15 protein-coding genes are annotated in these 25,233 nt (G+C 62.4%); 9 read left to right on the forward strand and 6 right to left on the reverse strand.

Annotation, left to right across the window (positions count from 1 at the left end):
• Positions 1-240: 240 nt before the first annotated feature.
• On the reverse strand, positions 241-1,218 hold the full coding sequence (locus DW49_RS0114670) for a TauD/TfdA family dioxygenase (RefSeq protein WP_005617133.1): 978 nt from the start codon (positions 1,216-1,218) through the stop codon (positions 241-243).
• A gap of 313 nt (positions 1,219-1,531) precedes the next feature.
• Here DW49_RS0114670 and DW49_RS0114675 point away from each other — a divergent pair, with 313 nt between their 5' ends.
• Genes DW49_RS0114675 through DW49_RS0114710 form a run of 8 tightly spaced genes read left to right on the forward strand, consistent with a single transcriptional unit; the run spans position 1,532 to position 7,717 of the window.
• Entirely contained in the window at positions 1,532-2,746 is a 1,215-nt protein-coding gene (locus DW49_RS0114675; protein WP_005617131.1) for a PepSY-associated TM helix domain-containing protein, read from the forward strand.
• A complete protein-coding gene (locus DW49_RS0114680) occupies positions 2,743-3,285 on the forward strand; it encodes a hypothetical protein (RefSeq protein ID WP_005617130.1) in 543 nt (180 codons plus the stop codon). The genes DW49_RS0114675 and DW49_RS0114680 overlap by 4 nt, the downstream gene beginning before the upstream one ends.
• The gene (locus DW49_RS0114685; protein ID WP_005740880.1) at positions 3,282-3,614 is read left to right on the forward strand and encodes a hypothetical protein; all 333 of its coding nucleotides are present in this window, start codon (positions 3,282-3,284) and stop codon (positions 3,612-3,614) included. Before DW49_RS0114680 ends, DW49_RS0114685 begins: the two co-directional genes overlap by 4 nt.
• A complete protein-coding gene (locus DW49_RS0114690; protein ID WP_005617126.1) occupies positions 3,611-4,183 on the forward strand; it encodes a DUF6162 family protein in 573 nt (190 codons plus the stop codon). The genes DW49_RS0114685 and DW49_RS0114690 overlap by 4 nt, the downstream gene beginning before the upstream one ends.
• Positions 4,184-4,218: 35 nt before the next feature.
• Positions 4,219-5,151, forward strand: a complete 933-nt coding sequence (locus tag DW49_RS0114695) for a metal ABC transporter substrate-binding protein (protein ID WP_005617124.1) — start codon at positions 4,219-4,221, stop codon at positions 5,149-5,151.
• Positions 5,148-5,900, forward strand: a complete 753-nt coding sequence (locus DW49_RS0114700) for a metal ABC transporter ATP-binding protein (protein WP_005617123.1) — start codon at positions 5,148-5,150, stop codon at positions 5,898-5,900. Before DW49_RS0114695 ends, DW49_RS0114700 begins: the two co-directional genes overlap by 4 nt.
• Complete coding sequence (locus DW49_RS0114705) at positions 5,900-6,799, forward strand: metal ABC transporter permease (RefSeq protein WP_005617121.1); 900 nt, start codon at positions 5,900-5,902, stop codon at positions 6,797-6,799. The genes DW49_RS0114700 and DW49_RS0114705 overlap by 1 nt, the downstream gene beginning before the upstream one ends.
• Positions 6,800-7,717: a metal ABC transporter substrate-binding protein gene (locus tag DW49_RS0114710; RefSeq protein WP_005617112.1), complete on the forward strand. Its 918-nt coding sequence runs from the start codon at positions 6,800-6,802 to the stop codon at positions 7,715-7,717. It abuts the gene before it with no gap.
• 197 nt (positions 7,718-7,914) lie between these two features.
• Here the strand turns inward: DW49_RS0114710 and DW49_RS0114715 are convergent, their stop codons facing one another.
• The 4 genes from DW49_RS0114715 to DW49_RS0114730 form a co-directional block, all read right to left on the reverse strand.
• Positions 7,915-8,142: an MbtH family protein gene (locus tag DW49_RS0114715; RefSeq protein WP_005617111.1), complete on the reverse strand. Its 228-nt coding sequence runs from the start codon at positions 8,140-8,142 to the stop codon at positions 7,915-7,917.
• Positions 8,143-8,223: 81 nt separating this feature from the next.
• Positions 8,224-9,636 carry an aspartate aminotransferase family protein gene (locus DW49_RS0114720; RefSeq protein ID WP_005617110.1) on the reverse strand — a complete coding sequence of 471 codons (1,413 nt, stop codon included), beginning with the start codon at positions 9,634-9,636 and terminating at the stop codon, positions 8,224-8,226.
• 163 nt (positions 9,637-9,799) lie between these two features.
• Entirely contained in the window at positions 9,800-22,798 is a 12,999-nt protein-coding gene (locus DW49_RS0114725; RefSeq protein WP_024421305.1) for a non-ribosomal peptide synthetase, read from the reverse strand.
• A gap of 104 nt (positions 22,799-22,902) precedes the next feature.
• Positions 22,903-23,661: a thioesterase II family protein gene (locus tag DW49_RS0114730; protein ID WP_024419908.1), complete on the reverse strand. Its 759-nt coding sequence runs from the start codon at positions 23,659-23,661 to the stop codon at positions 22,903-22,905.
• 315 nt (positions 23,662-23,976) lie between these two features.
• Between DW49_RS0114730 and DW49_RS0114735 the strand changes: the two genes are divergently transcribed.
• The gene (locus DW49_RS0114735) at positions 23,977-24,513 is read left to right on the forward strand and encodes an RNA polymerase factor sigma-70 (RefSeq protein WP_005617104.1); all 537 of its coding nucleotides are present in this window, start codon (positions 23,977-23,979) and stop codon (positions 24,511-24,513) included.
• Positions 24,514-24,585: 72 nt separating this feature from the next.
• On the opposite strand, the gene DW49_RS0114740 is transcribed toward DW49_RS0114735, so the two are convergent.
• Positions 24,586-25,110 carry an SgcJ/EcaC family oxidoreductase gene (locus DW49_RS0114740; RefSeq protein ID WP_005617103.1) on the reverse strand — a complete coding sequence of 175 codons (525 nt, stop codon included), beginning with the start codon at positions 25,108-25,110 and terminating at the stop codon, positions 24,586-24,588.
• Positions 25,111-25,233 lie beyond the last annotated feature (123 nt).

A 25,233-nucleotide genomic window follows, 5' to 3' on the forward strand; every position in this document is an offset into this window, starting at 1 on the left:
TTTCGCTACAGTTGTCGTCACTTAGTCTGGCCACTGCTTTCAAGTGGCTGGTTTCGGCCCATGCCGGGCACACTGGGAGCGAACTTGTTCGCGAAAGGGCAGGTACATTCTCCAAAAATGTACCGGCTGAACTACTGTCTTCGCGGACAAGTCCGCTCCCACAAAAGCACGATTACTTGAGTTCTGCAGGACCGGGGTATAACGCTGGCGCGGAGCGTTGGCACGGAAATCAATAAACAACTACTTATCCGAATGCCCGTGTGCCATCGCCACCACGACTTTGCGTTTGCCGGTGAACGGCGCTCGGGAGTGGGCGGTGAGCATGTTGTCGAGCATCAGTACGTCGTTTTCCAGCCACGGGAAGCTGACGGTGCAGGCGTCGAGCACGCCGCGAATTTCGTCCAGCAGGGTTTCTTCGATGGGCGAGCCGTCGCCGTAGTAGACGTTACGCGGCAGGTCTTCCTCATCCACAACATCCAGCAGGGTTTCGCGCACTTCCGGTTGCAGGTTGGAGATGTGAAACAGGTGCGCCTGGTTGAACCAGACCGTGTCCTGGGTCACCGGATGGCGGGACACTGCCTGGCAGATTTGCCGGGTGCGCAGTTCGCCGTCGTCTTTCCATTCGCATTCGATGTTGTGTGCCCGGCAATACGCTTCGACCACACGTTCATCTTCGGTGTTGAACACCTGGCTCCACTCCACATCGAGCCCGTTGCCGTAGTTGCGCACGTACATGAGCTTCTTTTCGATGAAGCGATCACGAATGCGCGCCGGAATGCGTCGGTAGATCTCGCGACTGTCGGCAATCGGCGTTTCGCCGCCGGTCTGCGCCGCGATCATGCTGTAGAACCAGATCTTCATCGGCCAATCCAGCGTGTAGGCCTGCTCGTTGTGCAGCGGAATGCTCTGGTGCGCCGGGTATTCGGTGGAGGTATAAACGCCCTTGGTCACGTTGCTGCGTGGCGTGGAGCCGAATTCGTAGTTGAGCAGCGGATCGCCGAAACCCGCAGCGAACTCACGAAACGCTTCCGCACCGCCGACCGCGAAGCCGCGAAACAGAATGCCGCCCGCGCTGTACAGGTGCTCGGCCACCAGCGGCTTGAACTCGCCCAACGCTTCCATCAAGTCCAGACCTGGCTCGGGCGCCTGCACCACCATGGGCAAAGTGCCCGCCCCCTCCAGCAGTGGCCGGATATCCAAACTCAACGCATGACTCATGATGTCTCTCCCTGGATGGCAAAAGCGCCCGAACCCCTGCGGTCTGGCGCAACACCCATGTGCAGATTGAACGTACTTCGCGACTGAAAAATTAGCCGCCTCGCGCCATTTCCGGCCCGCCTCGCTTCGCCCTTGATGCCTCTGAAACAATTTTTTTCATTTAAACGCAAAATATTCCTACAGGAATCTCGTTCTCATTCGTCTTTAACTGAATGCGAGGCTTTATACCGCCCGCGCGTAAAGAACCTGCACGTAAAAAACAGGGAGCCCGGCCTTGCGCCCGCTCTACATCGTGAATCGAGATTGTTTATCCATGTCGAAGAAGTCCCGCTCAAAAATCTGGTTTCTCGTCCACAGCTGGCTGGCCCTGCCCATCTGGTTCTTCGTGCTGATCGTCTGCGTGACCGGCACGCTGGCGGTGATCAGCAAGGAAATCATGTGGCTGGCCAATTCGGAGATGCGTGACAACCGCCCCTCCGACGATGCCCAGCGCATGAACTTCGAGCAGATTCGCGCCACCATCGAGCGCAACGAGCCGGACCTGATCGTGGGCACGATCATGCAGCCCGACGGCGACTATTTCGCCCTCAGCGTGTTCGTCACTTACCCGGACGGCCGCTCGGTGCCGGCTTACGTCAACCCTTACACCGGGGTGATTCAGGGCCTCACGCCATCGTTCGATTTCCGCCGTTTCACCCGCGCGCTGCACGGCTGGTGGCTGGTGCCGTTCACCAATGGCTATTCGTGGGGCTGGTATCTGGTGTCGATTCTCGGCCTGCCGTTGCTGGCTTCGCTGGTGACCGGGCTGGTGGTCTACAAGAAATTCTGGCGCGGCTTTTTCAAGCCGGTGCGTTTCAGCCAGGGCCCGCGGATTTTCTGGGGCGACCTTCATCGGCTCAGCGGCGTGTGGTCGATCTGGTTCATCGCGGTGATTTCCATCACCGGCACCTGGTTTCTGATTCAGGCGATTCTGGGTGATAACCAGATCAGTATTTCCAGCAAATCCCAGGTCGCGTCGATCATCCCGCACAGCGCCGTGCCACTGACCGCCGACGGCAGCCCCGCGCCGACCATCAGTCTGGAAAAGGCCGTGGCCATCGCCAAAGAGCGGATTCCAGGTCTCGAGGCCAGCTTCATCACCCCGCCCTTCAACGCCTACAGCAACCTGCAGGTAGGTGGACGCAGCTGGTATCCGTTGATGTTCCAGACTGCCGAAATCAACCCGTACAGCGGCGAAATAGCCGCCTCACACCTGCTGTCGGACCGCAACAAGCTGGAGTTCGTCACCGAATCCATGCGCCCGCTGCACACCGGTGACTTCGGCGGTATCTGGATCAAGCTGATCTGGGCGTTCTTCGGCCTGGTCCTGAGCATGATGGTCCTCAGCGGCCTGTTGATCTGGAGCAAGCGCACCGCACTGGCGACGCTTAACGCCGTCAAGCGTGAAGGCAAAACCAGGCCTGTCGCGTACACGCCGGAACCCCACACCTCGCCAGTGGCGACCCGCACCCCGGAGAACAGCCTGTGAGCAAGGTCGCTGTCGCACAACCAGCTTCGTCGCTGAGCCGTTTCTGGCACAAGTGGCGCTTTCACATCAACGTGCTGCTGGTGCTGATCCCGCTGGGTTTCATGCCCAAGTACTTCTCCGACAACGCGCTGGATCGCGGCGATCAGGGCCTCGGCCAGCGCGAGGTCGGCGAGATTCAGGTCGGCCCGTGGAGCCTGCGTCTGGCAGAGGACCGCAACGAAGCCCCGCGCCTGTCCGGCCCGTCGGGTTACATGAAAAGCTTCAACGCCGCGCTGTGCAACGCCTGCATCGACCGGGTCAAGGCCACGTACCTGCGCATCGGCAAACCGCGCAGCCTGCGCACCGCCGGGGTGATTTTCTTCGGTGGCGGCTACCGCATGAGCGCGTTCATGCAGGTTGCCGAAAGCACCAGCCCCGACTCAGACCTGTGGATCACTATGGAAGGCTGGGACGGCACCGTGTATCAGACTTCCATCCCTCTGCAACAGGCTTCGCCGACTACCGTGGCGTGGCTGAAAAAACAAGGAATCAAACCATGAGTGCCCGCCCTTCCCTGCGCTGGCTGACGGCCAGTGCCCTGTGCCTGCTTGGCCTGAGCGGCAACGCCCTTGCACACAACCCGATGTGCGAATGCAAACAGATCGACAGCGAGCAGATCCGCTGCACCGGCGGTTTTTCCGACGGCAGCGGCGCGCCGGGCGTGACCCTCGACGTGATCGGCTACGACGAAACCATTCTGGTGCCCGGCAAGCTGGGTGAGGATTCGACCGTGACCTTCAAGCGCCCGGCGTCCGAGTTCTACGTGTTGTTCGACGCAGGCCCTGGCCATGTGGTGGAAATCGATCAGGCGGACATCCCGACCCCATGAGTGCACCCACCCGACAAATCGTCCGTCCGGCAGGTGCCGGGCATGAAACCCTCTACGTGTTGCTGCTGTGCCTGCTGATCCTGGCCGCTGCCGCCAGCGTGGTCAGTCTGCACCGCGAAACACAGGACGTGCACAGCGTGGCCAGCCATCAACTCGATGCCCGCCGCGACCTGACAGCCGCCGAGCAAGGCATCTACGCCGACCTGCGCGTAACGCTGGATGAGATCCGCTTGTTGACCGAAGAGCAGCAAACGCCGATTACCCCGCAGCAACTGGGTGACGAAGGCTTTGCGCCGTTCGCCCAGGACGCCAGTTCGGTCAGCCGTGGCGGCCATGCCTGGCAAATGGTCGAGCAGTCCTATCTGGGCTTGAGCCATGCGCCGAGCGTGGCCGGGTCGTTTCTGATGCGCGTCGACTCATCCCGTGGCAATCAGGCCGACATCTGGGTCAACCGCAGCGCCTCGATACCCTCGGTCAGCGAGCTGGGCGACAAGGCCTTGATCGACGCCGGCTGGAAACAGGTCGTCGCGCAATTCGATGCTGGCGTGACCCGTCAGCACCCGCACTGAAACTCCGCATTCCTTTGAAAGAAGACCGCTTGCCCATGCCTATTTCATTCAAACGCCGCCCTTTCCTTCGCGTTCTGTTGCTCAGCCTGTTTGCCGTCGTGCTCGCGCCTTCCAGCTACGCCGCCGATCCGGCCAAGCGCCTGCGCATCGGCATCACCCTACACCCGTATTACAGCTACGTGAGCAACATTGTCGGTGACAAGGCCGAAGTGGTGCCGCTGATCCCGGCTGGCTTCAACCCGCACGCCTACGAACCCCGCGCCGAGGACATCAAGCGCATTGGGTCACTGGACGTGATCGTGCTCAACGGCGTGGGTCATGACGATTTTGCCGACCGCATGATCGCCGCCAGCGAAACGCCGAACATCAAGACCATCGAGGCCAATGCCGACGTGCCGTTGCTGGCCGCCACCGGCGTTGCAGCGCGTGGCGCAGGCAAGGTGGTCAACCCGCACACGTTCCTTTCGATCAGCGCGTCCATCGCTCAGGTCAACAACATTGCCCGCGAGCTGGGCAAGCTGGACCCGGACAACGCCAAAACCTACACCACCAACGCCCGCGCCTACGGCAAACGCCTGCGACAGATGCGTGCCGACGCCCTCGCCAAGCTGACCAAGGCGCCCAACGCCGACCTGCGCGTGGCCACGGTGCATGCGGCCTACGACTACCTGCTGCGCGAATTCGGCCTGGAAGTGACGGCCGTCGTGGAACCGGCGCATGGCATCGAGCCCAGCCCCAGCCAGTTGAAAAAGACCATCGACCAGTTGCGTGAGCTGGACGTGAAGGTGATCTTCTCGGAGATGGACTTCCCGTCCACCTACGTCGAAACCATCCAGCGTGAATCGGGCGTAAAACTGTACCCGCTGTCGCATATTTCCTATGGCGAATACACCGCCGACAAGTACGAGAAGGAGATGGCCGGTAACCTCGACACCGTGGTGCGGGCGATTCAGGAGTCCGGCGCATGACTGTTGCGCAGAACCTCGACATCATCAGCCAGGGGCCAGGCATCGAGTTCAATCAGGTGAGCCTGACCCTGGGGCGCACCGCGATTCTCGACCGGGTGCATTTCAACGTACCCGCCGGCAGTGTGCACGCACTGGTCGGGCCAAACGGTGGCGGCAAAAGCTCGCTGATCAAAACCCTGCTCGGGCAAACGCCGCATCAGGGCCAACTCAGCCTGCAATGGCCTGCCGAGCCGGGCCTGATTGGCTACGTGCCGCAGGCGCTGGAGTTTGATCGGGGGCTGCCCATGACCGTGGATGATTTCATGGCGGCCATGTGTCAGCGGCGTCCGGCGTTTCTCGGGTTGTCGAAGCACTACGCAGGGGCGATTGGCGAGGCCTTGGAACGGGTCGGCCTGCAGGACAAACGCAAACGGCGTATGGGCGCGTTGTCCGGTGGCGAACGCCAGCGCGTACTGCTGGCGCAGGGGCTGATCCCGGCACCGCAATTGCTGGTGCTGGATGAGCCGATGTCGGCTCTGGATGAAGCAGGGATTCAAGTTTTCGAGCGTTTGCTGGGTGACTGGCGTCGCAGCGGCATCACCGTGCTGTGGATCGAGCATGATCTGGACGCGGTGCGGCGGCTGGCGGATCAGGTGACCGGGCTCAATCGCCGCGTGCTGTTCGACGAGCCTGCCGCCACGGCGCTGACGCCGGAACGCCTGCTGACGTTGTTTTCTGCTCATCCTCGCAATGACGGGAGCGCCCGGTGATGGATTACGAAACGTTTCGCCTGTTCATTCAGGGCCTCGCTTCATCCGGTTATCTGCCCGAGGCGCTGGCTTATGGCTTTGTGGTCAACGCCCTGTTGGCCGGGCTGCTGATCGGCCCGGTGCTGGGTGGTCTGGGCACGCTGGTGGTGGTCAAGCGCTTTGCGTTCTTCTCTGAAGCCGTCGGCCATGCTGCGCTGACCGGCGTGGCCATCGGCATTCTGCTCGGTGAGCCGTACACCGGGCCTTATGGCGCTCTGTTCGGCTATTGCCTGCTGTTCGGTATCGTCCTCAACTACCTGCGCAACCGCACCGGGCTGGCACCGGACACGCTGATCGGCGTGTTCCTCTCGGTGTCGCTGGCGCTCGGCGCGAGCCTGCTGCTGGTGCTGCCCGGCAAGATCAACGTGCACATTCTGGAAAACGTGCTGTTCGGCTCGGTGCTGACCGTCAACGGCAATGACTTGCTGGTGCTGCTGATCGTCGGTTCGCTGGTCATGGGCCTGAGCCTGCCGTTGTACAACCGCATCATGCTGGCCAGTTTCAACCCGCAACTGGCGGCTGTGCGTGGTGTGGCGGTGAAGACGCTGGATTACCTGTTCGTGATTCTGGTGACGCTGATCACCGTGGCCGCCGTGAAAGTCATCGGCGCGATTCTGGTCGGTGCGCTGCTGGTGATTCCGGCGGCAGCGGCCAGGCTGCTGAGCCAGTCGCTGAAAGGCTTCTTCTGGATATCGGTGGCCATCGCGACCGTCAGTACCTTGTGCGGCATTTTGCTGCCTATCGTCTTCGACCTGCCTGTGCCGTCCGGCGCGGCGATCATTCTGGTGGCCGGCGTTGCCTTCGCCCTGGCCGCCATCGCTCGCGGCACACTGCCCGGCCTGAAAGGGAATATTGGATAAATGCCTACTTTACGTACATTGACCCTGGCGCTGGCCCTGACCGGCCTGTTCAGCAACAGCCTGTATGCGGCCGACACCCAGACCGACAGCGCTCAACCGGTTCGGGTGCTGGCCAGCCTGCCGATCACCTTTGGCCTGGGCGAGATGTTGCTCAAGGACAGCGGTGTCGTGCTGGAACGCGCTGCTGCGGCCAACCTGCCGGGTTCGCGTCAGACGGCGTATTTCACCGGGCGTGGCGCTGATGCTTTGCGCGGGCTGGCGAATAACGCCGATGCAGTGATCGGTTTGCGGTCGATCTGGGCGGATGACCCGCTGTACCCCAACGCCCGGCGCAGCAATATCCGTATCGTCGAGATTGATGCGGCGCGGCCGGTGGACGGTGGTTTGCCGGGCATCGCGGTGCAGCCGGGGCTGGGCACTGACGGGCTGAACAGCCAGCCGTGGCTGGCGAGCAATAACATGGGGCGCATGGCCGATGTGCTGGCGGCGGACCTGGTGCGCCTGGCACCGGCGGAAAAGTCGAAGATCGAGGCCAACCTGGCGGCGTTCAAGCAACAACTGCTCAAACTCAGTGCCAGCAGCGAAGCGGCGCTGGCCGGTGCCGACAATTTGAGCGTGGTGAGTTTGTCGGACCGTTTTGGTTACTTGATCAGCGGGCTGAACCTGGAGCTGATCGACAGCCAGGTGCTGACTGATGAACAGTGGACGCCCGAGGCGTTGGGCAAGCTGAGCGCGACCCTCAAGGACAACGACGTGGCGCTGGTGCTCGATCATCGTCAGCCGCCAGAACCGGTGAAGGCTGCGATTGAAGCGGCAGGCAGCAGGTTGCTGATACTGGGGATTGATGGCGCTGATCCGCTGACTGAGTTGCAGGGGGATATTCAGGGGATTGTTGGTGTGTTGGCTGGCAAGGAATAATGCAGCACAGGCGTCAGGCTTCTGCCCAGGGGCGGAGTGGACCGGGCGACGCTTCGCTTGTCCGCGATGGGCTGCGAAGCGGCCCTGAGACAGACCGCCTCGGTTTTGTCTGATACACCGAGGCGGCTGGTTTTACTGCCGGTTCCCGGCAGTTCGCGGACAAGTCCGCTCCTACAGAATCACCAGCTAGCACTGAGTCAGTGACTTACCGCCGTCTGGGCTTCCATCTTCTGGCGCAGGCTCAGGGGGCGCATGTCGGTCCAGACTTCTTCGATGTAGGCCAGGCATTCTTTCTTGAAGCCGCTTTTGCCGAGGGTGCGCCAGCCGTTGGGGATGGCTTTGTAGTCGGGCCAGATCGAGTACTGTTCTTCGTGGTTGACCACAACTTGAAAGACGATGTCTTCCCGATCGAATACTGAAGTCATTGCTGCTCTCCGTGGTTGTTCAGTGCCGCCATGCCAATTCATGGCAGCTATAGGGATTGAACGTATCGCTACGTCGAAAAATTAAAGCTGTGCGACGGCGGCGTTAAGCGCGCGACCGAAGATTTCCGCCACTTCGTCGATCTGTTCGGCGGTGATCACCAGCGGTGGCAGGAAACGCACCACGCTGCCATGCCGGCCGCCCAGTTCCAGAATCAACCCACGCTTGAGGCATTCGCGCTGGATCAGTGGGGCCAGACGGGCAAACACCGGTGGATGCCCTTGCGCATCGCGCGCGCCTGCCGGATCAACCAGCTCAACGCCGAGCATCAGCCCGCGACCGCGAATGTCGCCCAGTTGCGGGAAGTCGCGCTGCAGCGCTTGCAAATGACCGACCAGCCGCGCGCCCATCACCGTCGCGTGCTCGCAAATATTGTGTTGCTGAAGATAGCGCATCACCGCCGAACCGGTGGCCATCGCCATCTGATTGCCGCGGAATGTCCCGGCATGCGCGCCCGGCAGCCAGGTGTCGAGCCATGAACGATAGACCACCACCGCCAGCGGCAGGCTGCCGCCGATGGCTTTGGACAGGACCACCACATCGGGAATAATCCCGGCGTGCTCAAAGGCAAACATCTTGCCGGTACGCGCAAAGCCGCTCTGAATTTCGTCGACGATCAGCGCCACACCGGCCTTTTCCGTGATGCGTCGCACACCGCGCAGCCAGTCCAGATCAGCCGGGATCACCCCGCCCTCGCCCTGCACCACTTCAAGAATGACCGCAGCAGGCAACTGCACACCCGCTTCCGGGTCATTCAGCAGGTTTTCCAGGTAGTGCAGGTTGGCGCGCACGCCCTGTTCGCCGCCGAGCCCGAACGGGCAGCGGTAATCGTACGGATACGGTAGAAACTGCACGCCGCTGCTGAGCAAGGCACCCAACGGCTTTTTCGGCCCAAGACTGCCCATCAGGCTCAACGCGCCCTGGCTCATGCCGTGATAACCGCCCTGAAACGACAACACGGTGCTGCGCCCGGTGGCAGTGCGCACCAGTTTCAACGCAGCTTCCACCGCATCGGTACCGGTCGGGCCGCAGAACTGGATCTTCGCGTCATTGGCCAGCGCTGGCGGCAGCAGGCCGAACAGGTCCTGCACGAACTGATCTTTGACCGGCGTGGTGAGGTCCAGGGTGTGCAGCGGCAATTCATCGCTGATCACCTGCTGAATCGCTTCGATGATCACCGGATGGTTATGCCCCAGCGCCAGCGTACCCGCGCCTGCCAGGCAATCGATGAAGCGCCGCCCTTCGACGTCCTCGACGTGAATGCCTTTGGCGCGCTTGAGCGCCAGCGGGATGCGCCGTGGGTAGCTGCGCGCGTTGGACTCCTGGCGACTCTGCCGGGCCAGCAATGGCGACTCGTCGAACTGGTAGAGCGTCTCGGCCGCTGCCGGAGTTATCCGGGTCAACTGATCATCGATAAACCTGGTAGCGACTGACATCTGTGCAACCCTCAATACGCTGGTTGAATGACCTGATGCATGACGGTGGGCCATGCCGGCTCAGGCGTTTATTCCATCCCTTGAAAACGCGCCAGCGCGCTGCGGATTTACACCCGGCAACGAGTTTTTTATCCGCAGCGCCGGCGCGCCGACCGAAGGCCGATCAGAACCCTTCCAGTTCAGCCATCAAGTCCGCCAGGCGGTCGAATTTCTGCTCGTCGACCTGCGCCCCGCCAAGGCTTTCAAGATGCTCGGCCAACGCCTGAACGGTGTTGAATTCGAACATCGCCCGCAATGGCACGTTACGTTGCAGCAGCTTCTGCGCACGGGTGACCACTTGCGTGGCCAACAGTGAATGCCCGCCCAGTTCGAAGAAGTTGTCAGTGATGCCCACCCGCTCGACCTTGAGCACATCAGCCCAGATGGTCGCCAGTTGCTGCTCCATTTCTGTCTGCGGCGCCTGATAATCCTGCTGCGCCTGGCTGACATCCGGCGCAGGCAGGGCCTTGCGGTCGAGTTTGCCGTTCGGCGTCAGTGGCATCGCCTCCAGAATCACCAGATGTGCAGGCACCATGTAGTCCGGCAGGCTGGCCTTGAGGTGGCTTTTCAGCGCGTCTCGCAGCGCATCGTGATCCTGCGCGGCAGCGCTTGGCACCAGATACGCCGCCAGCACTTTGCCCAGCGGACCGTCGATGTCCAGCACCACCGATTCACGGATTGCCGAATGCTCCAGCAAGCGGGTTTCGATTTCGCCCAGCTCGATGCGGTAGCCGCGAATCTTCACTTGGTGATCGACCCGGCCGACGTACTCCAGCACGCCGTCCTTACGCCGCCGCGCCAGATCGCCGGTGCGGTACAGACGCTCGCCAGGCGCACCGAACGGATGCGGCACGAACACCGGCACCGTACGCGAAGGATCCGCGACATAACCACGACCGACCCCGGCCCCGGCGACGCACAACTCGCCCACCGCGCCCAGCGGCACAAGGTCCAGCGCGTCGTCGAGCAGGTACAGGCGATTGTTATCGGTCGGCGAACCGATCGGCAGATAAGCGCTGCGTGTTGACGCTGCATCGACGCGGAAGAACGCCACGTCGTCGGAACATTCAGCCGGGCCATAGGCATTCACCAGCCCGATAGCCGGGTAGCGTTGCAGCCATTGGCTGGCCAGCTCCGGCGGCATGGCTTCGCCGGTCGGCAGCAGCCAGCGCAGGCTGTCGAGGGTGGCGTGCTGTTCGGCAAGCAGGCCGGTTATCAGCGACGGCACGCTTTCCAGCACGCTGATGCGCTGCGCCTGCACATGCGCCAACAAGGCCTGCGGGTCGCGGGCGATATCGTTCGGCACGATGTCCACCCGCGCGCCGAACAGCGGCGCAGCGAGGAACTGCCAGACCGAGATGTCGAAACTTTGCGAAGCGGTCTGGGCGATCACATCGCTGTCGCTAAGGTTCAGGTACGGCACCTTGCTCAACTGGTTATTAAGCATGCCGCGCTGTTCGACCATCACACCCTTCGGCAAACCGGTGGAGCCGGAGGTAAAGATCACATAAGCCAGGTTATCCGCCGCACTGTAACGACCCGGATTGTGCTGCGCTGATTCGCTCTGCTGCACGTCTTCCCAGACCCGCAACCGCGGACGATCGGACTCGAGCAGCGCCCTGCCCTGTTCCAGACAACACGCACTGCACACCAGCACCGGCGTGCCGCTCTGGGCGATGATACCGCTCAGTCGCACATTCGGCAGTGCCGGGTCCAGCGGCAGGTAACCGGCACCGGCCTTGAAGCTGCCGATGATCATGCCGAGCAGTTCAGGCCCGCGCTCCGCGAGCAAGGCAACCGGCTGATCGAAACTGACACCGGCCTCGATCAGGGCATGGCCCAGACGGTTGCTGGCGATATTCAGCTCGGCATAGCTGAGCTGAATATCCTGGCAACTGACCGCAACACGCTCGGCATGCGCCGCGACCTGCGCTTCGAACAGCTCGACGTAGCTTTTATCCAGCGGATAAGCCTGCTCGCTCTGGTTGCAGCCCTCAATCAGGAACGTGCGCTCCTGCTCACTGAGCAGCGCCAGCTCGGCCATGTCGCCATGGAAGCCTTCGATCAGCGCCAGCAGCAGGCGCTTGAACTCGCCGAGCATGTTCTGCACGGTGGCTTCGTCGAAATAACGCTGGTCGTAGGACAGGTGCAAGCCCAGGTCATCGCCCGGATAGCAGACCGCCGTCAGCGGGTAGTTGGTGTGGGTGCGACCGGAATCCGAGGTGGCATTGAAGCTCTGCGCACGGTCGAGCACCGAGACTTCCACCGGCGCGTTTTCGAACACGAACAGGCTGTCAAACAGCGGCTGGCCCTTGGGCAGTTCGCTGTTTTCCTGAATGGTCACCAGCGGCAGGTATTCGTACTCGCGCAGTTGCATGTTGCTGTCCAGCAACTGGCTTAGCCAGTCACGCACTGTGCAGCGCCGCTCATCGCCCGGCATGCCGACGCGCAGGGCGATGGTGTTGATGAACAGGCCAACAGTGCGCTGCATCTGCGGCAATTCCACCGGCCGCCCCGCTACGGTAACGCCGAACACCACATCGCGATCGCCGCTCATGCGCCGCAAGGTCAAGGCCCACGCCGCCTGGGCGAAGGTGTTGACGGTCAACTGATGCTGCTGGGCCAGTTCGCGCAGTTGTGCGCCGTCGCGCTCATCAAGACGGGTGTAGCAATCGCCCACCACCATGCCGCCGCTGTCACCGGCGTGTTCACGCAAAAACGGACGGTCGCTGGGGATCGGCGTCGGCCGTTCAAAGCCGCGCAGGTTGTGCTGCCACCAGTCACGCGCCTGTACCAGGCCACGGCGTTGCAGCCAGCCGATGTAATCGCGATAGCGCGGCGCAGGCGTCAGTTGTGCTTCACGCCCTTCGCCCAACGCGGTGTAAAGGTCGAAGAAATCGTTCATCAGCAGCGAACGGCACCAGGCATCGATGAGGATGTGGTGGTTGCTCATCATGAACCAGTAGCGCGCTTCATCGACGCGGATCAGGCGAAGGTGGAACGGCGGCTGATTGAGCAGATCGAAACCGGCCTCGCGCTCGGACTTGAGCAAGGCCTGCAAACGCGGCTCCTGCTGGTCCTGCGGCACGTCACGCCAGTCCAGATAATCAATCGGCGTGCTGCCCGGCTTGTGGATGACCTGCAGCATGGTTTCGCCGATGTCCCAGCAGAACGAGGCACGCAGCGCTTCGTGACGGGCGATCACCGCCTGCCAGGCCTGGCCGAAACGTTCCGGGTCCAGCGCGCTGTTGATGCGGTAGCGATCCTGCATGTAATACAGGCCGGTGCCGGGTTCCAGCAGGGTGTGCAGCAGCATGCCCTCCTGCATCGGCGTCAGCGGGTAGACGTCCTCGATGTGGCTTGCTGCGACCGGCAGCGCGTCGAGTTGCGCCTGATCCAGATCGGCCAGCGGGAAGTCGGAAGGCGTCAGGCCGCCGCTGCCATCGCTCAGGCAGTGGGCGATCAACCCCTGCAATTGCGCCAGGTAAGCCTGCGCCAACGCTTCAATAGCGGCGGGTTGATAGCGCTCGGCACTGAAAGTCCAGCGCAGCAGCAATTCGCCGCCATACACCTGACTGTCGATGCTCAGCTCATTGGGCAACGGCGCATGCGGATCGTGGGCCGCGCCTGCCGACTCTTCCAGCGGACGAAACAGCGCATCGTCGGCGAAGCTCTGATCGAACTGGCCGAGGTAATTGAAGGTGATCGGCGCCACCGGCAGCGCCTGCATGGCGGCCTTGCTGGCACTGTCGGCCAAGTAGCGCAACACGCCATAACCGAGGCCCTTGTGCGGCACCTGGCGCAGTTGCTCCTTGATCGCCTTGATCGAGTCGCCCGATGCTGCGTCGGCAGCCAGTGCCGGCGTGAGGCGCAGCGGATAAGCGCTGGTGAACCAGCCCACGGTGCGGGTCAGGTCGATATCGTCAAACAGGGTTTCGCGACCGTGCCCTTCCAGCTGGATAAGGGTCGACGGCTGGCCGCTCCAGCGGCAGACCACTTGCGCCAGTGCCGTCAGCAGCAGGTCGTTGACCTGAGTGCGGTAGGCGCTGGGGGCCTGTTGCAGCAGTTGCCGGGTACGTTCGGCATCCAGCCGTACGCTGACCGTTTGTGCGTGACGGTTCTGCTGGTCGCCCTCTGGATTGTGGCACGGCAGATTCGTCGCAGGACCGCCCAGTTGGAGCTGCCAGACGTGTAGCTCTTCACGTAACGATTCATTACCCGCGTAGGCCTGCAAACGTGCGGCCCAGTCACGGAACGCACTGGTCTTGGCGGCAAAGCGCACTGGCGTAGCGTCGCTCAACTGGCGATAAGCCGTTTGCAGGTCATCCAGCAGCACACGCCACGAAACGCCATCGACCACCAGGTGGTGAATGACCATCAGCAGGCGTTGCTGGCCCTGCGGCCCGTCAACCAGCAAGGCGCGCAACAGCGGGCCGTTGTGCAGGTCGAGGCTGCGCTGGGTGTCGGCGTACAAGGCTGCACATTCGGCCATGTCGGCGACACGCGCCTGTATCAACAGGGTTTCGGCGGTGACGGCGCGGTGCTCGGCCTGCCACTTGCCGTTCTGCTCGGTGAAACTCAGGCGCAGGGCGTCGTGCTGTTCAAGCACGGCACGCAACGCCTGCTCCAGAATACGTGGATCAAGGGCGCTGACCGGCTCCAGCACCAGCGACTGATTCCAGTGCTGGCGCTCGGGGATCGGCGTGTCGAAGAACCAGTGCTGGATCGGCGTCAGCGCGGACGCACCTTCAAGCAGCCCCTGTTCGGCCTGAATCAGTTCGTGAGTGGTCGCCACAGCGGCCAGCGTCTGCACGGTCTGGTGCTGAAACAGGTCACGCGGGCTGAAATGAATACCCGCCTGACGCGCCCTACTGACCACCTGAATCGATAGGATCGAATCGCCGCCCAGCTCGAAGAAGTTGTCGTTGATACTGACCTTCTCCACGTTCAGCACCGCACACCAGATCGCCGCCAACTGTTGTTCCAGCTCGCTGGCGGGCGCGATGTAGTGCTGACGATTGAGCTCCGGGTCCGGTGCAGGCAAGGCGCGGCGATCCAGCTTGCCGTTGGCGGTCAGTGGCATGCTGGCGAGCAGCATCAGGTGGGTTGGCACCATGTAATCCGGCAGTTGCGCCTTGAGGTGCGACTTGAGCGATTCACGCAATTGCGCCTGCTGCTCGTCGCCCTGCCCGGCCACATCACTGACCAGATAGCCTGCCAGTTGCTTGCCCGACGGCGTGTCCAGCGCCAGCACCACGGCTTCGCGAATGGCTTCATGCTCAAGCAATCGGGTTTCGATTTCACCCAGTTCAATGCGGAAACCACGAATCTTCACTTGATGGTCGATACGCCCCAGGTACTCCACCAGCCCGTCAGTGCGCTGGCGCACCAGGTCGCCGGTGCGATACAGACGTCCGCCATTGCTGGCAAACGGATCAGCCACGAACCGCTCGGCGGTCATGCCGGGACGATGATGATAGCCCTGAGCCAGACCGGCACCGCCGATGTACAACTCGCCACTGGCACCCTGCGGCACCGGCGCCAGATCGGCGTCGAGTATGTAGGCAACGCGCGCCCCGACGATGCGGCCAATCGGCACGCTGGCTTCGCCCTCCTCCAGTTGCTGCGGAGCCAGGCTGGCCAGCGGCATTACCACGGTTTCGGTCGGGCCATAGGCGTTGAAAAACAGTTCGGGCTGAAACACCGCACGAATACGCTGCAAGTGTTCACCGGTCAGCGCTTCACCGCCGGTGATGCACATGCGCACCGGCAAGGTCTGCCCCTGAGTCGCCAGCCATTGCGCCAACTGGCTGCCATAGCTGGGGGTGAAACCGAGAATATTGACCTGCTGCTCACGAATCAGCGTGCAGATTTCTTCGGCGTCCCACTGGCCTTGAGCGCGCAATACCACGCGTGCGCCGCTGAGCAACGGCACCAACAGACGCTCGGTGGCGGCATCGAAGTTGATCGAATAGAAATGCAGCTCGCAGTCGTCCGGCTGCATGTCGAAGCGACGAATCACCGCCTGACAATGCATGGCGATTTCACCGTGGGACACCACCACGCCTTTGGGCTTGCCGGTCGAACCGGAGGTGTAAATCAGGTACGCCTGATGCTGCGGCAGGCTGATAAACGGCAGTTCATCGGACGAGAAAGACGCCAGCAGCGGCTGATCGTCTTCCAGGCACCAGCGGGCCACACCGGCAGGCAACTCACCCAACGCTGCAAACAGCGCACGGTCACTCAACAGCAGGCCAACGCCGCTGTCTTCGATCATGTAGTGCAGGCGTTCCAGCGGGTATTCCGGGTCGAGCGGCACGTACGCGCCACCGGCCTTGAGGATTGCCAGCAGGCCGACCACCATGTCCAGCGAGCGCGGCAGCGCCAGGCCGACCCGCACCTGCGGGCCGACGCCACGCTGGCGCAGCATTCCGGCCAGTTGGTTGGCACGGGCGTTCAGTTCGGCGTAACTCAGGGTTTGGCCGGCAAAGGTCAGCGCCGCCGCCTGCGGGCGCAATCGGGCCTGCTCGGCGAACAGGCTGTGAATGCATTGATCGAGGCGTTGCTCGCCCGCTTCGACGCCGAGGCTGTCGAGCAACTGCTGGCGTTCGGCGCTCTGCAACAGCGGCAGCTCGCTCAAGCGCTGTTGTGGGTCGGCAAGCAACGCTTGCAGCAGGTTCAGCCAATGTTCGGCCATCTGCGCGATGCGCGGTTCGTCGAACAGATCGGTGCTGTAGGTCAGGCAGCAACCCAGCCGGTGATCCAGCTCGGTAACCTCCAGGTTGAGGTCGAATTTGGTGGCCCGCGCGTCGTTGACCAGGTAGTCGACCGTCATGCCCGCCAACTCGCGGCTTTGCTGGAATTCCCAGCGCTGCACGTTGCACATCACCTGGAACAGCGGGTTGTAGGCCGCGCTGCGTGGCGGTTGCAGGGCTTCAACCAGATGATCGAACGGCAAGTCCTGATGCGACTGACCTTCGATGACCGTGTGGCGTACTTGCTCAAACAACTGCGCGACGCTCATCTGACCGTCGAGCTGCACGCGCAGCACCTGGGTGTTGAGGAACGCGCCGATCAGCCCTTCGCTTTCCGGACGAATGCGATTGGCCACTGGCGCACCGATGCGCAGGTCATTCTGGCCGCTGTAACGGTAGAGCAGCACCGCCAGCGTGGTGGTCATGGTCATGAACAGGGTCAAACCGTTGCGGGCATTGAAAGCGCGGACTTTGGCGGCCAGCTCGGGGTTCAGATCGAAGCGGTACAACTCGCCCTGATGGCTTTGCACCGGCGGACGCGGCCGGTCGCCGGGCAGTTCCAGCAGCGGATGTTCGTTGCCCAGTTGCGCGGTCCAGTAATCCAGCTGGCGCTGGCGCTCGCCAGCTTCCATCCACTGGCGCTGCCAGACGCTGTAATCGAGGTACTGCACCGCCAGCGGCTCCAGTGGCGACGGCTTGCCGTCAAGAAACGCTTCGTAGAGCAGGCCCAGTTCGCGGGCGAAGATATCCATCGCCCAGCCTTCGGTGACGATGTGGTGCAGGGTCAGGACGAAGTAATGCTCAAGCTCCGCAGCCCTGACCAGACAGGCACGCAGCAACGGCCCGGTTTCCAGATCGAAGGGCTGATGCGCCTCGCTGTCGGCCAGCGCCTGAATGCGCTGCTGACGAACCTCGGCAGGCAGCGCCGAGTAGTCCTGCCACTGCACGCTCAAGCCGGTCTGCCCGGAGACTTTCTGACAGGCCACGCCGTTGACGCTCGGGAAGGTGGTGCGCAGGGTTTCGTGGCGCAGGATCAAGGCTTGCAGCGCGGCCTCGAAACACTCGATATCAAACACGCCGCTCAAACGTGCCATGCCGCCGACGTTGTACGCCGGGCTGTCCGGTTCCATCTGCCAGAGGAACCACATGCGCTGTTGCGAATAGGACAGCGGCACCGGCTGACTGCGGTCAACACGGGCAATCGGTTGCAGGCTGTTGCGTGCACCGGACTGCTGAAGGGTTTGAACCTGTTCGGCGAATGCGCCCAGCTCGCTGGCCTCGAACAACGCGCGCAACGGCAGGTCGATGTCGCAGGCCTGACGCACACGGGAAATGATCTGCGTGGCCAGCAACGAGTGCCCGCCCAGCTCGAAAAAGTCATCGCGCAGGCCGACACGCGGCACGCCCAGCACCTGTCGCCAGACAGCGGCGATATGCTTTTGCAGGTCGGTGTGCGGCTCGACATGTTCGCGGGTCTGCCATTGCGGCTCGGGCAAGGCGCGGCGGTCCAGCTTGCCGCTCGGGCTCAGCGGCATGCTGTCGAGGCGCACCAGTTGCGCCGGAACCATGTAATCCGGCAGTTCCAGCGCCAGTGCCGATTTGATGCGCTCGGCCTGAACGTCCTGCCCGGCTTCGGCGGTGTAATAGCCGATCAGTTGCGGGCCGGCAGCGGTTTCGCGCACCAGCACGGCGGCATGACCGACACCCGGTTGAGCCAGCAGGCGGGCTTCGATTTCCTGCGGTTCTACGCGGAAACCGCGCAGTTTGACCTGCTGATCGAGACGCCCGAGATATTCCAATGCACCGTCAGTTGCCCAGCGCACAAGGTCACCGGTGCGGTACAGGCGTTCGCCCGGCAGGCCAAGCGGATCGGCGATAAAGCGCTCGGCGGTAAGGTCCGGGCGATTCAGGTAGCCACGCGCCAGGCCGATGCCGCCGATGCACAGTTCCCCAGCAACCCCGCGCGGCAGCGGATTAAGTTCGCTGTCCAGCACCCGGCACAGCACGTTGCCCAGCGGGCGACCAATCGGCGAGCGCAGGCCATCGGCACGCTGGCACTGCCAATGGGTGACGTTGATCGCGGTTTCGGTCGGGCCATAGCGGTTATGCAGTTGCACGCCCGGCAGTTGCTCCAGCACCCGATTGCGCAGTTCACCCGGCAACGCTTCGCCACCGGAGAACAGGCGACGCAGGCTGCTGCATTGCTGCACCAGCGGTTCGTCGATGAACAGTTGCAGCAGAGGCGGCACGAAATGCAGCGTGGTCACGCCATATTCGTTGACCAGTTGCGCGATGCGATGCGGGTCGCGGTGTTCACCGGGGCCGGCCAGCAGCAGGCGGCAACCGGTGATCAGCGGCCAGAAACATTCCCACACCGACACATCGAAGCTGATCGGGGCCTTTTGCATCAGCACGTCGGTTTCGTCCAGCGCATACGTGGCCTGCATCCATTGCAGGCGCTCGGCCAGGGCCGCGTGGGTGTTGCCGACGCCTTTGGGCTGGCCGGTGGAACCTGAGGTGTAAATCACGTAGGCGAGGTTGTCGCCGTGCAGGTGCAGGCCCGGCGCGCTGACCGGCCAGTTGTCCAGGTGCAGCGTGTCCATCGCCAGCGTGCAAACGCCCTCGGCACTCGGCAAATCGCCGAGCAGATGGCTCTGGGTCAGCAGCAGTTCAACGCCGCTGTCTTGCAGCATGTAGGCCAGTCGCTCAATCGGGTAATCCGGGTCCAGCGGCACGTAAGCGCCACCGGCCTTGAGGATCGCCAACAGACCGATCAACAGCTGTGGCGAACGCTCGGCGGCAATCGCCACCTTGATGTCCGGGCCGACGCCTTTGTCACGCAGGTAATGCGCCAGACGATTGGCCTGGGCATGCAGGCTGGCGAAATCGAGGCTGCCGCCCTCCCACACCAGCGCAATACGCTCAGGGGTTTGCAGCGCCTGACGCTCCAGCAATTCAGGCAACCAGTTTTGCGCAGGCGTGCAGGCGGCGGCGCTCCATTGCGCCTGTTCGGCCAGTTCGTCAGCGTTGAGCAATTGCAGGTCGCCCAGCGCAACCTGTGCCTGCTGGCTGACCTGGGTCAGCAACTGCACATAGTGCCGGGCCAGACGCACGATGGTGTCGCGCTCGAACAGCTCGTCGGCGTAGTCGAAGGACAGGGTGAGGCGACCGTTACGGTCTTCTTCGCTGTGCAGTTGCAGGTCGAACTTTGCCTCGCGGCTGTGCCACGGCAGCTCTTCGGCGAGCAGCCCCGGCAGACGGCGCAAGGCGCTGAGGTCGCGTTGCTGGTGGTTGAACATGACTTGAAACAAACCATGCTCACGCGCCAGCGGGAACGCTTCGACCAGTTGCTCGAACGGCACGTCCTGATGCGCCTGAGCATCAAGTGCGGCTTGGCGGGTCTGGCTCAGCAGGGTCGAAAACGGCAGGCGCGGGTCCAGTTGCGCGCGCAGCACCAAGGTGTTGATGAAGAAGCCGATCAGCCCTTGGGTTTCATGGCGCGGACGGTTAGCACCGGGCACGCCGATGCGAATGTCGGTCTGCCCGCTGTAGCGATGCAACAGGGTCTGAAAACCGGCCAGCAAGAGCATGAACGGTGTCGATTGCCAGGCTTGTGCGGTGTTGCGCACCGACGCGCTCAGTTCGGCGCTCAGGCGCAGGCTGTAACGCGACGCGCTGTGCTGCTTGCGCAGCGAACGCGGGTGATCGGTGCTCAGCGTCAGGGTTGGCTGCTCATCGCCCAGTTGCTGTTTCCAGTAATCCAGCTGGCGCTCGGCCTCGCCCTGCGCCAGCCATTCACGCTGCCATTGGCCGTAGTCGGCGTAGCGCAGCGGCAAAGATGTCAATTCCAGGGTCTGGCTTTGAACGGTTGCCGCATAGAGTCGCGAGAACTCGTCGATCAGCACATTCAGCGACCAGCCATCGGCAATGATGTGGTGCAGCGTGACCAGCAACTGATGCTCTTCTTCGTCCAGTTGCAGCAACGTAACGCGCAGCAACGAGCCGTTTTGCAGATCGAACGGCAGACGCGCCTGCTCTTCACGGATCGCCAGCGCACGCGCCTGGCGCTCCTCGTCGGGCAGCTCGCTGATGTCGAGGGTGTGCAGCTGGAATTCGCCCGCTGCGTCGATGCGTTGCAGGGCCACGCCGTCCTGTTCGTAGAACCGCGTACGCAGTGATTCATGCCGCTCGATCAGGCGCTGGAAGCTGCTGCGCAATGCAGTGAAATCCAGCTCGCCGCGCAGGTGCAGCCCGCCAGGAATGTTGTAGGCGCTGCTTTGCGGATCAAGCTGCCAAAGGAACCACAGACGGTTCTGCGCCAGCGATTGCGGCAGATGCTCGTTGCCCGGCAGGCGAACGATAGCGTTCTGCGCCGGAATGTTGCCGTGCGATGCGGCGCTCTGCAGCGCTTCGATCTGCGCAGCAAAGGCTGACAGCGTCGGCGCTTCAAACAGCAGGCGCAGGTTCAGGTCGATGCCCAGCGTCTCGCGCAACCTGGCCACCACCTGGGTCGCGACAATCGAGTTGCCACCCAGCAGGAAGAAATGGTCGTCGGCGCTGACCTGCTCGCACTGCAACTGCTCGCACCAGACGCTGGCGATTTGCGCTTGCAGGTCCGAGCCCGAGGCTGAAATGCCGGTCTGGTGAGTTGTATCGGCCGCCGGGAAGACTGCGTAGCTGTCGAGACTGCCATCGGCCAGACGGGTGCGGCAGGCCGACCGCTGCAATTTGCCGCTTGAAGTCTTGGGCAACGCGCCCGGATTGAGCAGCACCACAACGCTCGGCGCTTCCTGAAAGGCCTCGGCCACGGTTTGCCGGATGAGTTTGATCAGCGCTTCGGGCGGCAGGATTTTCTGCACGCTGCGGCTGACTTCAGCGGCGATGCCGATGCCTTCGCTGCCGTCCTGATTGACGGCGAACGCCGCGATGCGGCCTTTGCGCACCACATCGACTTCGCGCTCGATCACTTTCTCGATGTCTTGCGGGTACAGGTTGTGCCCGCGCACGATGAGCATGTCTTTCAAACGGCCGGTGATGTACAGCTCGCCGTGGCGCTGAAAGCCCAGATCGCCGGTGCGCAGCCAGGTCTGGCCGTCATGCTGGACGAAGGTTTTTGCGCTCGCTTCAGGGTTGCGCCAGTAACCGTGGGCGATGCTCGGCCCGCTGGCCCAGACTTCGCCAATGCTGTTTTCAGCCAGCACGTGCAGGGTAACGGGGTCGGCGATCAACACGCCGTGCCCCGGCTGGCCTGTGCCGCAGCTCATGACCGGCTGACCGTCGCCCAACTCGGCTACATTGCGCGCCAGGGCCTGCGCATCCAGACGCAGCGAAGGAATGCCCTTGCCGCGCTTGCCGCCGGCCACATACAGCGTGGCTTCGGCCAGCCCGTAGGACGCCATGAAGCTGTCCGGCGTGAAGCCACAGCTGGCGAATTTCTCGGCAAACGCATTCAGGCTGTCTTCGCGGATTGGCTCGGAGCCGGAATACGCCACGCGCCAGCGACTCAGGTCCAGCCGCTCCAGCGCCGAATCGCTGACCCGCGCGCTGCACAGTTGGTAGGCAAAATCAGGCCCGCCGCTGATGGTGCCGCCGTATTCGCTGATCGCCTCCAGCCAGCGTAACGGTCGCGTGAGGAAATAGGCCGGGGCCATGAGGATGCACGGCACGCCACTGAAAATCGGTTGCAGCAAGCCGCCGATCAGGCCCATGTCGTGGTACAGCGGCAGCCAGCTGACGATCACGTCGTCCGGGTTGACGTCGATGCCGAAGCCATGACGGATCAATAGTTCGTTAGCGATCAGATTGCCATGAGTGACTTGCACGCCCTTGGGCAAGGCCGTCGAGCCGGAGGTGTATTGCAGAAACGCGATGTCGTCGGCTTGCAACTGCGACCCCTGCCAGCCATCGGCCGACGCGCTGTCCAGCGTATCGACACACAGCAGTGGCGGCGCATCGGCAGCGGCCAGCTCTTCCATCTGCAACAGGGCAGGCTGCACGTCGGAAGCGGTCAGGACCAGACGTGGCTCGGCATCGGCAATGATCGACAGCAGCCGCTCCTGGTGATGACGGCGGTTGGATTCCGGTGGATAAGCCGGCACCGCGATCACACCGGCGTACAGGCAGCCGAAAAACGCAGCGACATAATCCGGCCCGCTGTGGAACAGCAGAATCGCCCGATCCCCCGGCGCAGCCTGGCTTTGCAGCGCAGCGGCGATGGCGCGTGCGCGCAGGTCCAGATCACGGTAGGTCAACACCAGCCCTTGAGTTTTCTCATCGGTGAGAAAACGCAGGGCCAGCCGATCCGGCGTCTGCGAGGCGCGACGCTGAAGGGCCTGAGCCAGGGTGTCGGGGAGTTCAAACGCATCCATGATGGGGTTCCTGCTAGATTCGGCGTGCCAGATAAGATCTGAATGTCAAGAAAAGCGCGCGCCCTGGGGTGAGGCCGCGCGTGAGGCAAAAGAGCCAGAAACGCTCAACCGGCGGCCCGGCTCAACTGCCGTGAAGCGCTGTTGCGCCAGCGGGCCAGGTGCTGCTCGCAGTACCGCCGCAGATGGCGAAGCGTTTGCGCTTGCTCATCGACCAGATAGAAGTGATGCCCTTCGAACATGTCCAGCGAGAAGCCGGTGCAGGTTTCCTCCTGCCAGTCGAGCAGTTGCTCAACGCTGACGCTGTCCTGCTTGCCGCCAAACACATGAATCGGCACGCTCAACGGCTCGCGCTGGCCGTACACAAAGCTGCCGCAGAGCAGAAAGTCGGCGCGCAGGATTGGCAGCATCAGCTGCATCAACTCTTCATTGGCGATGACGTTTTCGCTGGTGCCCTTGAGCGTGCGCAGTCGCGCGATCAGCTGTTCGTCGGTCTTGGCGACCGCGTATTCGCTGACATCGCGGCGCACCGGGCCCGCAGTGGCCGAGGCAAACAACGCCAGCGGCGCGGGCAGACCTCGCTCACGCAACGCATGCGCCAGCTCGAAGGCCAGCAGCCCGCCCAGGCTGTGACCGAACAGCGCATAGGGTTTGTCCAGTTCGGCGCTGATCTCGTCAGCCAGGTGGTTGGCCAGTCGCACGATCTCGGTTTGCAACACTTCGTCCATGCGCATGCCGCGACCGGGAAGCTCCAGCGGGCGCACGTTCAGCCACTCGGGCAATTTGCGCCGCCACGGGCTGTAGAACATCGCGCTGGCGCCGGAGAACGGCAGGCAGAACAGCGTCAGGCTCACGGGCGTGCTCATATCGAAACCGTCCGGTGGTGGGCGCGGGTGTAACAGCGGCGAGGCGCGTGATCGAAACGCATGGGGTTCTCCTGAGGTATTCCCTGGCCGCAACCGTGGTCGGGCCTGTCACCAATGAGAACGGATGGCGTCTGCAAGAAATTAGGTATGAATGCCCGCCGCGAGCGCGTGACCAACCGAGTCGCACTTTTTAAGTGCGCTGATTGGCTTTCGCATTTGACAATAATTATCATTAAGGCTAATTTGTTGCCCCATGTGACGGCGCTGCTCCTCGTGCAGCCCTCCCCCCATTGGCTTTGCAGCAAGGTGAATTCCATGACGGAACACGTAATCACAAGTAAGTGCGAGTCACCGCTACTCCAGGCATTCGTCGACAACTATCTGCTGCTGGTCAAGATTGCCGCGCGCATCGTGGGCTGCCGGTCTCGCGCCGAGGACGTTGTGCAGGATGCGTTCTTCAGATTGCGCTCCGCGCCTCAGGCCACGCTGACCTTCAAAGCACAGCTCAGCTATCTGTTTCAGATCGTGCGCAATCTGGCCATCGACCACTACCGCAAGCAGGCACTGGAACAGAAATACACCGGCCCCGAGGCCGAGGGGCTGAATGTGGTGATTCAGGGTGCATCGCCAGAGATCTCGCACATCAACTTCACAAGCCTGGAGAAAATCGCCGACGCCTTGAGCGAGTTGCCGCCCCGCACTCGTTACGCGTTCGAGATGTACCGCCTGCACGGCGTGCCGCAGAAGGACATCGCCAAGGAACTGGGCGTATCGCCGACGCTGGTCAATTTCATGATCCGCGATGCGCTGATTCATTGCCGCAAGGTCAACGGCGCCACCGCCGAAGCCTGACTTTTCAGACAGACGAAAAAATCCGGAGCCATGGCTCCGGATTTTTTGTTTCAGCTGACTATCTGCTGTCGATCAGCGGCTGACCTGGTACTCAGGCTGTATTTCCGGCATGGCCGAAGAGTGGTGGTTGAGAATCTTCCACTCGTTGCCGATGCGGTGGTAAAGGAACGAATAACGCGCCTGTACCTTGGTTTTTTTGCCATCTGCCGCTGTCAGGGTGAAGGTGTAGACACCGTTGTCCGCCGCTGCATCAGGTCCCAGGCGACGGATCTCCCGGTAGTTGATCTCGCCAACCGGCTTGAGCACCAGGAAGTGATCGAAGTAGTCGGTGATCTCGGCCGGGGTAGCACGTACCTTGTTGGAGACCGTAGGCTGCAAGACTGCGTCCTGTGCATACAACGAGGCGACTGTCTTCGGGTTACCGGTCTGCAAGGCTTTGTTCCAGCGATCAAAAAGACCGGCAATTTCCTTGTCATTCACACTGCTTGGCGCCTCGGCCACCATGCGGTAGGTGTAGCCGGACGGCTCGGCAGCAGCCTGAACCATCGGTGCACTCACAGCCAGCAACAGGGCCAGGGCGGTCAATTTTGTTTTCATCGCTATTCTCCTACGGGGATCTGTTCAGGGATTCAGTGAGAGCTACTTTGCCTTCCCCGCCCCGGCTCGCCATCGGCCAACCGGGGTTATCTTTGTATGCCGATCGGCAGATGGGCTTTACCT

Origin of the sequence: Pseudomonas avellanae BPIC 631, from assembly GCF_000444135.1 — a bacterium.
GTDB classification, from domain to species: domain Bacteria; phylum Pseudomonadota; class Gammaproteobacteria; order Pseudomonadales; family Pseudomonadaceae; genus Aquipseudomonas; species Aquipseudomonas avellanae.

Bases quoted from the DNA above. Each gene is read 5' to 3' on its own strand.
- DW49_RS0114720 (WP_005617110.1), bottom strand. From the start codon at position 9,636: ATGTCAGTCGCTACCAGGTTTATCGATGATCAGTTGACCCGGATAACT.
- DW49_RS0114685 (WP_005740880.1), top strand. From the start codon at position 3,282: ATGAGTGCCCGCCCTTCCCTGCGCTGGCTGACGGCCAGTGCCCTGTGC.
- DW49_RS0114705 (WP_005617121.1), top strand. From the start codon at position 5,900: ATGGATTACGAAACGTTTCGCCTGTTCATTCAGGGCCTCGCTTCATCC.
- DW49_RS0114710 (WP_005617112.1), top strand. From the start codon at position 6,800: ATGCCTACTTTACGTACATTGACCCTGGCGCTGGCCCTGACCGGCCTG.
- DW49_RS0114740 (WP_005617103.1), bottom strand. From the start codon at position 25,110: ATGAAAACAAAATTGACCGCCCTGGCCCTGTTGCTGGCTGTGAGTGCA.
- DW49_RS0114690 (WP_005617126.1), top strand. From the start codon at position 3,611: ATGAGTGCACCCACCCGACAAATCGTCCGTCCGGCAGGTGCCGGGCAT.
- DW49_RS0114715 (WP_005617111.1), bottom strand. From the start codon at position 8,142: ATGACTTCAGTATTCGATCGGGAAGACATCGTCTTTCAAGTTGTGGTC.
- DW49_RS0114735 (WP_005617104.1), top strand. From the start codon at position 23,977: ATGACGGAACACGTAATCACAAGTAAGTGCGAGTCACCGCTACTCCAG.
- DW49_RS0114700 (WP_005617123.1), top strand. From the start codon at position 5,148: ATGACTGTTGCGCAGAACCTCGACATCATCAGCCAGGGGCCAGGCATC.
- DW49_RS0114730 (WP_024419908.1), bottom strand. From the start codon at position 23,661: ATGAGCACGCCCGTGAGCCTGACGCTGTTCTGCCTGCCGTTCTCCGGC.
- DW49_RS0114670 (WP_005617133.1), bottom strand. From the start codon at position 1,218: ATGAGTCATGCGTTGAGTTTGGATATCCGGCCACTGCTGGAGGGGGCG.
- DW49_RS0114675 (WP_005617131.1), top strand. From the start codon at position 1,532: ATGTCGAAGAAGTCCCGCTCAAAAATCTGGTTTCTCGTCCACAGCTGG.
- DW49_RS0114695 (WP_005617124.1), top strand. From the start codon at position 4,219: ATGCCTATTTCATTCAAACGCCGCCCTTTCCTTCGCGTTCTGTTGCTC.
- DW49_RS0114725 (WP_024421305.1), bottom strand. From the start codon at position 22,798: ATGGATGCGTTTGAACTCCCCGACACCCTGGCTCAGGCCCTTCAGCGT.